Origin of the sequence: Hydrogenophaga sp. (assembly GCF_014773545.1) — a bacterium.
Lineage (GTDB): Bacteria > Pseudomonadota > Gammaproteobacteria > Burkholderiales > Burkholderiaceae_C > Hydrogenophaga.
On the sequence record NZ_SDDV01000004.1, the window covers coordinates 31076 to 44027 of the forward strand.

The 12952-nt window shown below is 64.5% G+C and carries 5 protein-coding genes; all 5 read left to right on the top strand.

Going from position 1 to position 12952, the window contains the following annotated elements:
* Positions 1 to 208: 208 nt before the first annotated feature.
* From rpoB to EST26_RS04090, 5 genes are read left to right on the top strand one after another with little or no spacing between them, the layout of a single operon-like run.
* On the top strand, positions 209 to 4333 hold the full coding sequence (gene rpoB / locus EST26_RS04070) for a DNA-directed RNA polymerase subunit beta (protein WP_291065613.1): 4125 nt from the start codon (positions 209 to 211) through the stop codon (positions 4331 to 4333).
* A gap of 26 nt (positions 4334 to 4359) precedes the next feature.
* Positions 4360 to 8574: a DNA-directed RNA polymerase subunit beta' gene (gene rpoC, locus EST26_RS04075; protein ID WP_291065614.1), complete on the top strand. Its 4215-nt coding sequence runs from the start codon at positions 4360 to 4362 to the stop codon at positions 8572 to 8574.
* Between the two features lie 31 nt (positions 8575 to 8605).
* The gene (gene rsmB, locus EST26_RS04080) at positions 8606 to 9979 is read left to right on the top strand and encodes a 16S rRNA (cytosine(967)-C(5))-methyltransferase RsmB (RefSeq protein ID WP_291065615.1); all 1374 of its coding nucleotides are present in this window, start codon (positions 8606 to 8608) and stop codon (positions 9977 to 9979) included.
* Positions 9930 to 10649 (top strand): DUF4390 domain-containing protein, encoded by a 720-nt coding sequence (locus tag EST26_RS04085; protein WP_291065616.1) that lies wholly within the window; start codon positions 9930 to 9932, stop codon positions 10647 to 10649. The genes rsmB and EST26_RS04085 overlap by 50 nt, the downstream gene beginning before the upstream one ends.
* A gap of 36 nt (positions 10650 to 10685) precedes the next feature.
* Positions 10686 to 12947 carry an ATP-binding protein gene (locus EST26_RS04090; RefSeq protein WP_291065617.1) on the top strand — a complete coding sequence of 754 codons (2262 nt, stop codon included), beginning with the start codon at positions 10686 to 10688 and terminating at the stop codon, positions 12945 to 12947.
* Positions 12948 to 12952: the final 5 nt, after the last annotated feature.

Consider the following 12952-nt stretch of genomic DNA (forward strand, 5'->3'; position numbering starts at 1 on the left):
GTGTTTATCAGTGTCTTCTGACCCCGACTGCAGAAGACGACTTGGTTCGGGTTGGCGTGCAATGCGCCGACCGTCCGCCAATGGCTGGTAGAGGCCAGCCACCAAGCAGATCACCGGGCGCGCGGCGCACCCGGTGAGACGAGCAGTTACGCTGAGTTCAGCACTGGCGCGCCCGCCAACAGGCGCCAGCGCCTCACCCGGAGATCTCATGGCATCCGCATCGACATATTCATACACCGAACGCAAACGCATCCGCAAGAGTTTTGGCAGCCGTGAAGACGTGCTCGAGATTCCCTACCTGCTGCAAATGCAAAAGGACGCCTACACGGCCTTCTTGCAGGCCGAGCGCGCGCCCAAGAAGCGCAGCAGCGAGGGCTTGCAGGCGGCCTTCGAAGCCGCGTTTCCCATTGTCTCGCACAACGGTTTCGTCGAAATGAAGTTCGTCGAGTACAGCCTGGCGCGGCCGGCATTCGACGTGCGTGAATGCCAGACGCGCGGCCTGACCTTTGGTTCGGCGGTGCGTGCGCGGGTGCAGCTCATCATTTACGACCGCGAGTCATCGACCAGCCAGTCCAAGGTGGTCAAGGAAGTCAAGGAGCAAGAGGTCTACATGGGCGAAGTCCCGCTGATGACAGACAAAGGCTCGTTCATCATCAACGGCACCGAGCGCGTGATCGTTTCGCAACTGCACCGTTCGCCCGGGGTGTTTTTCGAGCACGACAAGGGCAAGACGCACAGCTCGGGCAAGCTGCTGTTCTCGGCCCGCATCATTCCGTACCGCGGCTCCTGGCTGGACTTCGAGTTCGACCCCAAGGACATTCTGTATTTTCGCGTCGACCGCCGACGCAAAATGCCGGTCACCATCTTGCTCAAGGCCATTGGCCTGACGCCGGAAGCGATTCTGGCCAACTTCTTCGTCAACGACCATTTCCGCCTGATGGACAGCGGCGCACAAATGGCCTTCGTGCCCGATCGCCTGCGCGGCGAGCTGGCGCGCTTTGACATCACCGACAAGGCGGGCAAGGTCGTGGTGACCAAAGACAAGCGCGTCACCTTGCGCCACACGCGCGAACTCGAGCAGTCGGGCTGCACGCATATCAGCGTGCCGGAAGACTTTTTGATCGGTCGCGTGGTCGCGCGCAGCATCGTCGATGCCGACACCGGCGAGATCATCGCGCGCGCCAACGACGAGCTGACCGAGGGGCTGCTGAAGAAGCTGCGCGTGGCTGGCGTGCAAGACCTGCAGTGCATCTACACCAACGAACTCGACCAGGGCGCCTACATCAGCCAGACCCTGCGCAGCGACGAGACGGCAGACGAGTTTGCCGCCCGGGTGGCGATTTACCGCATGATGCGCCCCGGCGAGCCACCGACCGAAGACGCGGTGCAGGCGCTGTTTCACCGCCTGTTCTACAACCCCGACACCTACGACCTCTCGCGCGTGGGTCGCATGAAGTTCAACGCCCGCGTCGGACGCGGCGAGTCGGTCGGCGCCATGGTGCTGTCGAACGAAGACATTTTGTCGGTGGTGAAGATTCTGGTCGATCTGCGCAACGGCCGCGGTGAAGTCGATGACATCGACCACCTGGGCAACCGCCGCGTGCGCTGCGTCGGCGAACTGGCCGAAAACCAGTACCGCACCGGTCTGGCGCGCATCGAAAAGGCCGTGAAGGAGCGTCTGGGTCAGGCCGAGCAAGAGCCGCTGATGCCGCACGACCTGATCAACTCCAAGCCGATTTCTGCGGCCCTCAAAGAGTTCTTCGGCGCCTCGCAGCTCTCGCAGTTCATGGACCAGACCAACCCGCTGGCCGAGATCACGCACAAGCGCCGCGTCTCGGCCTTGGGGCCGGGCGGTCTGACGCGCGAGCGCGCCGGCTTCGAGGTGCGTGACGTGCACGTGACCCACTACGGCCGGGTCTGCCCGATCGAAACGCCCGAAGGCCCGAACATCGGCCTGATCAACTCGCTGGCCCTGTACGCGCGCCTGAACGAATACGGTTTCATCGAAACCCCGTACCGCCGGGTGATTGATGCCAAGGTAACGAACGAGATCGACTACTTGTCGGCGATCGAAGAAGGCAAGTACGTGATTGCCCAGGCCAACGCGGCGCTGGACCAGGAAGGCAAGCTGACCGGTGAGCTGGTCTCTGCGCGTGAAAAAGGCGAGTCGATCCTGACCCCGGCCGACACCATCCAGTACATGGACGTGTCGCCCGCACAGATCGTCTCGGTGGCCGCCTCGCTGGTGCCCTTCCTGGAGCACGACGACGCCAACCGCGCACTGATGGGCGCCAACATGTCGCGCCAGGCGGTGCCCGTGCTGCGGCCGGAAAAACCGCTGGTCGGCACCGGCATCGAGCGCGTGGCCGCCGTCGACTCGGGCACCGTGGTCACCGCCAAGCGCGGTGGCGTGGTCGATTACGTGGACGCGACCCGCATCGTCATTCGCGTCAACGACGCCGAGGCGCTGGCCGGTGAAGTGGGTGTGGACATCTACAACCTGATCAAGTACCAGCGCTCGAACCAGAACACCAACATCCACCAGCGCCCGATCGTCAAGAAGGGCGACAAGCTGGACAAGGGCGACGTGATTGCCGACGGCGCGTCCACCGATCTGGGTGAAATCTCGATCGGCCAGAACATGCTGATCGCCTTCATGCCCTGGAACGGCTACAACTTCGAGGACTCGATCCTGATCTCCGAGAAGGTCGTGTCCGAAGACCGCTACACCTCGATCCACATCGAGGAACTGGTGGTGATGGCGCGCGACACCAAGCTGGGTGCGGAAGAGATCACGCGCGACATCCCCAACCTGGCCGAGCAGCAACTCAACCGCCTGGACGACTCGGGCATCATCCACGTCGGCGCCGAGGTCTTGCCCGGCGATGTGCTGGTCGGCAAGGTCACGCCCAAGGGCGAGACCACGCTCACCCCGGAAGAAAAACTGCTGCGCGCCATCTTCGGTGAAAAAGCGTCCGACGTGAAGGACACCTCGCTGCGTGTAGACCAGGGTTCGCAAGGCACGGTGATCGACGTGCAGGTGTTCACGCGCGAAGGCATCACGCGCGACAAGCGTGCGCAGCAAATCATCGACGACGAACTCAAACGCTTTCGTCTGGATCTGAACGACCAGTTGCGCATCGTCGAGGCCGACGCCTTTGACCGGATCGAAAAGCTGCTGCTCGGCAAGGCCGCTAACGGCGGGCCAAAGAAGCTGGCCAAGGGCAGCAAGATCGATAAGGCTTATTTGGCCGAGGTTGAAAAGTACCACTGGTTTGATATCCGTCCGGCAGACGACGAGGTGGCAGCACAGCTCGAATCGATCAAGAACTCGATGGATCAAACGCGCCACAGCTTTGATCTGGCGTTCGAGGAAAAGCGCAAAAAGCTCACGCAGGGCGACGAGTTGCCGGCCGGCGTGCTGAAGATGGTCAAGGTCTATCTGGCGGTCAAGCGCCGCCTGCAGCCGGGCGACAAGATGGCCGGCCGCCACGGCAACAAAGGCGTGGTCTCCAAGATCGTTCCGGTCGAAGACATGCCTTACATGGCTGATGGCACGCCGGCCGACATCGTGCTCAACCCGCTGGGCGTGCCTTCGCGCATGAACGTCGGGCAGGTGCTCGAAGTCCATCTGGGCTGGGCCGCCAAGGGGCTGGGTCAACGCATTGGCGACCTGTTGCAGCGCGAGGCCGCCGTGGTCGAGCTGCGCGCGTTCCTCGAGACGGTCTACAACCAGGCCGGCAAGAAGGAGGATCTGACGGCGCTGAGCGACGAACAGGTGCTGGAGATGGCTGCAAACCTCACGCAGGGCGTGCCGTTTGCCACGCCGGTGTTCGACGGCGCCTGCGAAGACGACATTCGCACCATGCTCAAGCTGGCCTACCCGCACGCCATTGCCGCGAGGAAGGGCCTGACCGAAACCCGCACCCAGGCGCAGCTCTACGACGGCCGCACCGGTGACGCTTTCGAGCGCAAGACCACCATCGGCTACATGCACTTTCTCAAGCTGCACCACCTGGTCGATGACAAGATGCACGCGCGTTCGACCGGCCCCTACAGCCTGGTCACCCAGCAGCCGCTGGGCGGCAAGGCGCAGTTCGGCGGCCAGCGTTTCGGTGAAATGGAAGTCTGGGCGCTGGAGGCCTACGGCGCCTCGTACATTTTGCAGGAAATGCTGACTGTCAAGTCCGACGACGTGCAGGGCCGCACCAAGGTGTACGAGTCCATCGTCAAGGGCGAGCACGCGATCACCGCCGGCATGCCGGAGTCGTTCAACGTGCTGGTAAAGGAAATCCGATCGCTCGGCATCGACATCGAGCTCGAGCGTTCGTGATGCACTGAAGAAAAGGAAACAGACCCATGAAATCCTTGCTCGACCTGTTCAAGCAGTTCACGCCCGACGAACACTTCGATGCCATTCGCATCGGCCTGGCTTCGCCGGAAAAAATCCGTTCCTGGTCGTTCGGAGAAGTCAAAAAACCCGAAACGATCAACTACCGCACCTTCAAGCCCGAGCGCGACGGGCTGTTCTGCGCCAAGATTTTCGGTCCGATCAAGGACTATGAATGCCTGTGCGGCAAGTACAAGCGCCTCAAGCACCGCGGCGTGATCTGCGAGAAGTGCGGCGTTGAAGTCACGCAGACCAAGGTGCGGCGCGAGCGCATGGGCCATATCGACCTGGCTGCACCCTGCGCCCACATCTGGTTCCTCAAGTCACTGCCCTCGCGTCTGGGTCTGATTCTGGACATGACGCTGCGCGACATCGAGCGCGTGCTCTACTTCGAAGCCTACGTGGTGGTCGACCCCGGCATGACGCCGCTGAAGAAATTCGCCATCCTGAGCGAGGACGACTTCGACGCCAAAACGCGCGAACTCGGCGACGAGTTCGTCGCCAAAATGGGCGCCGAGGGCATCAAGGATCTGCTGCAAAACATAGACATCGACAGCGAAATCGAAAAGCTGCGCAACGACCTGACCGGCTCCGAGCTCAAGATCAAGAAAAACGCCAAGCGCCTGAAAGTGCTGGAGGCGTTTCGCAAGTCGGGCATCAAGCCCGAGTGGATGGTCCTCGACGTGTTGCCGGTGCTGCCGCCGGACCTGCGTCCGCTCGTTCCTCTGGACGGTGGCCGCTTCGCCACGTCCGACCTGAACGACCTGTACCGCCGCGTCATCAACCGCAACAGCCGCTTGCGCCGCCTGCTCGAGCTCAAGGCGCCCGAGATCATCGCGCGCAACGAAAAGCGCATGCTGCAAGAAGCCGTGGACAGTCTGCTGGACAACGGCCGCCGTGGCAAGGCCATGACGGGCGCCAACAAGCGCGCGCTCAAATCGCTGGCCGACATGATCAAGGGCAAGAGCGGGCGCTTCCGCCAGAACCTGCTGGGCAAGCGGGTCGATTACTCGGGCCGCTCGGTGATCGTGGTCGGCCCCACACTCAAGCTGCATCAGTGCGGTCTGCCCAAGCTGATGGCGCTGGAGCTGTTCAAGCCCTTCATCTTCTCGCGCCTGGAGGCCATGGGCATCGCCACCACCATCAAGGCGGCGAAAAAGGAAGTCGAGACCGGAACGCCGGTGGTGTGGGACATCCTGGAAGAGGTCATCAAAGAGCACCCGGTGCTGCTCAACCGCGCGCCTACGCTGCACCGCCTGGGCATTCAGGCGTTTGAGCCGATCCTGATCGAGGGCAAGGCGATCCAGTTGCACCCGCTGGTGTGTTCGGCCTTCAATGCCGACTTCGACGGCGACCAGATGGCGGTTCACATCCCGTTGTCGGTCGAAGCCCAGATTGAAGCCCGCACCCTGATGCTGTCCAGCAACAACGTGCTGTTCCCGGCCAACGGCGAGCCCTCCATCGTTCCCTCGCAAGACGTGGTGCTGGGTCTGTACTACGCCACGCGCGAGAAAATCAATGGCCGCGGCGAAGGCATGATGTTTGCCGACTTGTGCGAGCTGCAACGCGCGCTCGACAGTGGCGCGGTCGAGATCACCAGCCGCATCAGCGTGCGCCTGACCCAGCACACGCTGGACAAGGCCAGTGGACACTTCAACGCCAGCACCACGTTGGTCGAAACCACCGTCGGTCGCGCCCTGCTGTCGGAAATTTTGCCCCAGGGTCTGCCGTTCGAGGTGCTCAACAAGGCGCTGAAGAAAAAGGAAATCTCGCGCCTGATCAATGCCTCGTTCCGCAAGTGCGGCCTCAAGGAAACCGTGGTGTTTGCCGACAAACTGCTGCAAAACGGCTTTCGTCTGGCCACCCGTGCCGGCATCTCGATCGCTGTGGACGACATGCTGGTGCCGAAGGAAAAGCCGCTCATCATCGAGCGCGCCGAAGCCGAGGTGAAAGAAATCGCCCAGCAATACGCCAGCGGTCTGGTGACCATTGGCGAGCGCTACAACAAGGTGGTCGACATCTGGGGCAAGGCCGGCGACGAAATCTCCAAGGTCATGATGGCGCAACTGGCCAAGCAAAAGACCATTGACCGGCACGGCAACGAGGTCGAGCAGGAATCGTTCAACTCCATCTACATGATGGCCGATTCGGGCGCGCGCGGTTCGGCGGCGCAGATTCGCCAGCTCGCCGGCATGCGCGGCCTGATGGCCAAGCCCGACGGCTCGATCATCGAGACCCCGATCACGGCGAACTTCCGTGAAGGCCTGAACGTGCTGCAGTACTTCATTTCCACCCACGGTGCACGCAAGGGTCTGGCCGACACGGCGCTGAAAACCGCCAACTCGGGTTATCTGACGCGCCGCCTGGTCGATGTGACGCAGGATTTGGTGGTCAACAGCCCGGATTGCGGCACCAGCAAAGGCACGCTGATGCGTGCCATCGTCGAAGGCGGCGAGGTGATCGAGTCGCTGCGCGACCGCATTCTGGGCCGCACCACGGCTGAAGAGGTGATCCACCCCGAAACCCGCGCCGTGCTGGCACCGGCCGGTCAGATGTTGGACGAAGACTGGCTCGACGAGCTCGAAGCCGCCGGCGTGGACGAGGTCAAGGTGCGCACCGCACTGACGTGCGAAACCCGCTTTGGCATTTGTGCCAAGTGTTACGGCCGCGACCTCGGCCGTGGCGGTCTGGTCAACATTGGTGAGGCGGTGGGCGTGATTGCCGCGCAGTCGATCGGCGAGCCCGGCACGCAGCTGACCATGCGCACCTTCCACATCGGCGGTGCGGCCTCGCGCGCGGCGATTGCCTCCAGCGTGCAGGCCAAGTCCAGCGGCGTGATTGGCTTTAACGCCACCATGCGCTACGTCACCAACAGCAAGGGCGAGTTGGTGGTGATTGCGCGCTCGGGTGAGATCGTCATTCACGACGAACACGGCCGCGAGCGCGAGCGCCACAAGGTGCCGTACGGCGCCATTTTGTCGGTCAAGGCCGACCAAAGCATCAAGGCCGGTGCCGTACTGGCCAACTGGGATCCGCTGACGCGCCCCATCATCACAGAGTTCGCCGGCATGGTGAAATTCGAAAACGTCGAGGAAGGGCTCACGGTGGCCAAGCAGGTCAACGACGTGACCGGCCTGTCCTCGCTGGTGGTGATCGACCCCAAACACCGCGGTTCGACCAAGGTGGTGCGCCCGCTGGTCAAGCTGCTAGACGCCAGCGGCAACGAGGTGAAAATCCCGGGCACCGATCATTCGGTGGCGGTCGGTTTCCAGATCGGCGCCTTGCTCGAGGTGCGCGACGGACAAGACGTAGGCCCCGGCCACGTGCTGGCACGCACGCCGGTCGAAGGTCAGAAAACGCGCGACATCACCGGCGGTCTGCCGCGCGTGGCCGAACTGTTCGAAGCCCGCAGCCCGAAAGACGCGGGCAGGCTGGCCGAGATGACCGGCACCGTCTCGTTTGGCAAAGAAACCAAGGGCAAGGTGCGACTGCAAATCACCGACCCGGACGGCAAGGTCTGGGACGAGCTGATCCCGAAGGAGAAAAACATTCTGGTGCACGAAGGCCAGGTGGTCAACAAGGGTGAGAGCGTGATCGACGGTCCGGCCGATCCGCAGGACATCCTGCGCCTGCTGGGGATGGAAGAGCTGGCGCGCTACATCGTCGATGAGGTGCAGGACGTCTATCGTTTGCAGGGCGTGAAGATCAACGACAAGCACATCGAGGTGATCGTGCGCCAGATGCTGCGCCGGGTGGTGGTGGAAAACACGGGCGACTCCAGTTACATCGCCGGCGAGCAGGTCGAGCGCTCCGAGATTCTCAACACCAACGACGCCTTGCGCGCCGACGGCAAGCTGCCTGCGACGTACAGCAACGTGTTGCTGGGCATCACCAAGGCCTCGTTGTCGACCGATTCCTTCATCTCGGCGGCCTCGTTCCAGGAGACCACCCGCGTGTTGACCGAAGCCGCCATCATGGGCAAGCGCGACGAGTTGCGTGGTTTGAAGGAAAACGTGATCGTCGGGCGTCTGATCCCGGCCGGTACCGGCATGGCGTTCCACGAAGCGCGCAAGGCCAAGGAGATGATGGACGACGAAGAGCGCCGCGCCATCAGCGAGGCCGATGCGCTGGCGCTGGCGGCCGATCAGGCCGAGGCTTCCAGCGCCAGCGCAACCGCCGATTAAACCGCGTGGACCATCTGGGTTGACTGCGGCTTTGACAGGGCCGCCAGTGCTGACGCAACAAGCGCCCAGCCTGGCGAGCCAATTGCAACACTGCGCGCGCTGCGTGCTGGCGGTTGAACAAGGCCGCTCGTTGAGCGATGTGTTGTCGCAGCTCGACGCCGAACTGCGCCCTGGCGTACAGGCGCTGAGCTTTCACGTGTTGCGCCATTGGGGCACGGCGCGCGCCGTGCTCGCTTTGCTGGTGCAGCGCCGCCCCGAGCCGGCCTTGCACGCGCTGTTGTGCAGCGCGCTGGCGCTGCTGCTGCTTGAGCGTGACGCCGCGCAAGAGGACCAGGAAACCGCGGCTGGCGCGTTGCGCTACGCTGCGTATACGGTGGTTGATCAGGCGGTCGCTGCGGTTCGGCTGGGGCGCGGCAGGCCGCAACAGGCGGCGTTTGTCAACGCCTGTCTGCGCCGATTTTTGCGCGAGCGCGCGCGCTTGCAGGCGTTGCTGGCACAACAGCCACAGGCGCGCTGGAACTACCCGCTGTGGTGGATCGAGCGTTTGCAGCGCGACCACCCGGCGCGCTGGCAAGGCATTTTGCAAGCCGGCAACCAGGCCGGCCCGATGACGCTGCGCGTCAACCGCCGCCGCACCGATCGCAGCAGCTATCGGCAGGACTTGCTCCAGCTCGGCTGCAAGTCCAGTCTGGTTGGCGACGATGGGCTGGTGCTGGAGGCGGCGCAGCCGGTGCAGCGTCTGCCCGGGTTTGCCCAGGGCGCTTGTTCGGTACAGGACGCCGCAGCCCAACTCGCCGCCGGGCTGCTGCTGGACGGCCGCTCCTGGGGGCCGCACGCGCGCGTGCTAGACGCCTGTGCTGCGCCGGGCGGCAAGACCGCGCACCTGCTCGAGCGCGCCGAGCTCGATCTGCTCGCGCTCGACGTCGATGCGCGCCGCTGTGAGCGCATTCATGACAACTTGCAGCGTCTGGGACTGTGTGCCCAGGTGCGGTGCGCCGACGCGGCCCGACCCGCCGACTGGTGGGACGGTCGCGCCTTCGACGCCATTTTGCTCGACGCGCCCTGCAGCGCATCGGGCATCGTGCGCCGGCATCCCGATGTGCGCTGGCTGCGCCGCGCCAGCGACATTGAGGCACTGGTGGCGATCCAGCGCCGCCTGCTCGAAGCCTTGTGGCCGCTGCTCAAGCCCGGTGGTCGCTTGCTCTACTGCACCTGCTCGGTGTTTCGTGCCGAGGGCGAGCAGCAGGTGCAAGCGTTTCTGGAGCGCCACAGGCAGGCCGTGCTCAGTCCTTCGCCCGGCCACTTGTTACCCGCTGTGCGGGGGAGCGTGGGTGAGTTGAACGACAATCGGCCCGGTGACTACGACGGTTTTTTCTACGCATGCATCGACAAGGCGCTGGCCTGAGGATGCCGCGCGCCACGACGGTTGGCGGCGCTGGCTGCGCGCGCTGGCGGCGGCGTGGCTGCTGTTGCTGGCTGGTGTGGCGCAGGGGCAAGGCGCGCAGGTCTTGCAGGAGAGTTTGCAGCGCAGCCCGGACGGCGTCTACCTGTCGGCGCGGATCGACATCCAGCCTTCGGCCGTGGTGCAAGACACCTTGCTGCGTTCGGTGCCGCTGCATTTTGTCTGGCAGGCCGACGTTTACCGCGACCGCTGGTACTGGAGCGACCAGCGCCTGGCCCGCGTCACGCGCACCCTGCGGCTGGCCTATCAGCCGCTGACCCGGCGCTGGCGGCTCAGCCTGAGCGACGCCGACGCCGACGGCGGCCTTGGTTTGCGCCCTGCACTGCACCAGAACTTCGACAGCCTGGGCGCTGCGCTGGCGGCACTGGGGCGGGTATCAGACTGGAAGGTCGCCGAGGCAGACCAGCTCCCGGGCGGCGCCCGCTTGTGGCTGGCCTGGAGCCTGCAGCTCGATTTGTCGCTGCTGCCGCGCCCATTTCAGATCGGCGTGGTCAACCAGCCCCAGTGGCAGATTCAGGTGCGGCGGCGGCTGCCGGTGCCAGCGCAAGTCAGCACCGAGCCAGACCCGCAGCGCTCGGGCCTTGAGCGTGGCGCCGCCGATGCCGGGCGTTGAGCCTGCGTGCGCCGCAGGCCGATGCGAACGACACCCATGCCATCGACACTTCCTCTGAGCCCGCGCGCCGCCCGCGCGCCGCGCCGGCGCGGGCTGCGCTGGGCCGTGGCGGCCGCCCTGGTTTTCATGTCTGCGGTGGGCCTGGTGCTGCTGTTTTTGCTCACGCTGGCCACACGCAACGAGGTGCTGTACGAGCAGTATTTTGCCTGGCTGGTCGGCATCAACGCGGTGGTGGCGCTGGTGCTGCTGCTGATCATTGCGTGGTTGTTGCTGCGCTTGCTGCTGCATTTTCGCCAGCGCCGGTTTGGCAGTCGCTTGCTGGTCAAGTTGGCTGCCATCTTCGCGCTGGTGGGCATCTTGCCCGGCGTTTTGATCTACACCGTTTCTTACCAGTTCGTCTCGCGCTCGATCGAGAGCTGGTTCGATGTGCGGGTGGAGGCTGCGCTGAGCGCCGGCCTGCGCCTGGGGCGCACCACGCTTGATACCCTGAGCGCCGATCTTGGCAACAAAACCGCGCTGGCAGCCCAGGCCCTGGCGCGCCAGAACGGCGGCGCCGCCGTGCTGGAACTCGAGCGGCTGCGCGAACAGTTCGGCGCCACCGACGTGGTGCTTTGGGGTGCGGCCGGGCGTGTGCTGGCCAGCGCGGGCGAGTCGCGTTTTGAGCTCGTCCCGCAGGGGCCCAGTGCTGCTTTGCTGCGCCAGGTGCACCAGGTGCGCGTGCTGGCGCAGGTCGAAGGGCTCGACGAAGGTGGCAACGGCGACCAGGCGCCGGCCGAGCTGGCGCGGCGCGCGAGCATTCAGGTGCTGGCGCTGGTGGACGCGGCTGGCTTTGGCTTTGACGCCGCGCCGCGCTATCTGCAGGTGGTGGTGCCGTTGTCGCCGGTGCTGGTGGCCGATGCGCTGGCGGTGCAACAGGCGTACCGCGAGTACCAGGAGCGCGCGCTGGCGCGTGAGGGGCTGCGTCGCATGTACATCGGTACCCTGACGCTGGCGCTGTTTTTGGCTGTATTTGGCGCCGTGCTGCTGGCGGTGTTGCTGGGCAACCATCTGGTGCGCCCCTTGCTGGTGCTGGCCGAAGGCATGCGTGAGGTGGCGGCGGGCAATCTGGCGCCGAAGCTGGCCCTGATTGCGCGCGACGAACTCGCCGGTCTGACGCGCAGCTTTGCCGGCATGACGCAAGACCTGGCCGATGCCCGCAGCGCAGTGCAGCAAAGCCTGGAACAGGTGGACGCGGCGCGCGCCAACCTGCAAACCATTCTGGACCATCTGACCGCCGGGGTGGTGGTGCTCGACCCGCACGGTCGCGTGCTCAGCGCCAACCCGGGTGCGGCTCGCATCTTGCGCTTGCCCTTGACGCGCCACCTGGGTCAGCCGCTGGACGAGGTGCCGGGGCTGGAGCCGTTTGCCGCCGCCGTACAGCAGCAGTTCGCCGCTTTTCTGTCCGAGCGCGACCGGCATGAGGGGGGGCACTGGCAGCAATCGTTTGATCTGGGTGCGGTCGCCGCCAGCCCGTTCGAGCAGGGCATCGCGCTGATTGCGCGCGGTGCCTTGTTGCCCGGCAACGAACGCCTGCTGGTGTTCGACGACGTCTCGGAAATGGTCTCGGCGCAGCGCGCCCAGGCCTGGGGCGAGGTGGCGCGTCGACTGGCGCATGAAATCAAGAATCCGTTGACGCCGATCCAGCTCTCGGCCGAACGCCTGGCCATGAAGCTCGAAGGCAAATTGCAGCCGACCGAGCAGGCCTTGCTCGACAAGTCGGTGCGCACCATCGTCGATCAGGTAGACGCCATGAAGCGCCTGGTAAACGAGTTTCGCGATTACGCGCGCCTGCCCGCAGCCCAGTTGGAACCGACAGACCTCAACGCGCTGGTGCGTGACATTTCGGTGCTATACGACAACGCCGCCACGCCGCTGCAGCTCGAGCTCGACAGCGCTTGTCCGCCGGTGCTGGCGGACCCACAACAGGTGCGCCAGATTCTGCACAACCTGGTGCAAAACGCGCAGGAAGCGACCGCCTCGCAGCCACTGGCGCTGGTGCTGCTGCGCACGCGCCGCTCCGACTCCGGGCGCTGGGTGCGCCTGACGGTGCTCGACCAGGGCCCTGGTTTTGCCGAGCACATGCTGCAGCGTGCTTTCGAGCCCTACGTCACCACCAAGCCCAAGGGCACCGGACTCGGCTTGGCGGTGGTGAAGAAAATCATGGATGAACACGGCGGCCGGGTCGAGTTGAGCAACTTGATGCATGACGCCAAGGTGATCGGGGCGCAAGTCTCGCTATCATTCGCAGTGGCAAATTGACAACA

Bases quoted from the DNA above. Each gene is read 5' to 3' on its own strand.
- rpoB (WP_291065613.1), top strand. From the start codon at position 209: ATGGCATCCGCATCGACATATTCATACACCGAACGCAAACGCATCCGC.
- rpoC (WP_291065614.1), top strand. From the start codon at position 4,360: ATGAAATCCTTGCTCGACCTGTTCAAGCAGTTCACGCCCGACGAACAC.
- EST26_RS04090 (WP_291065617.1), top strand. From the start codon at position 10,686: ATGCCATCGACACTTCCTCTGAGCCCGCGCGCCGCCCGCGCGCCGCGC.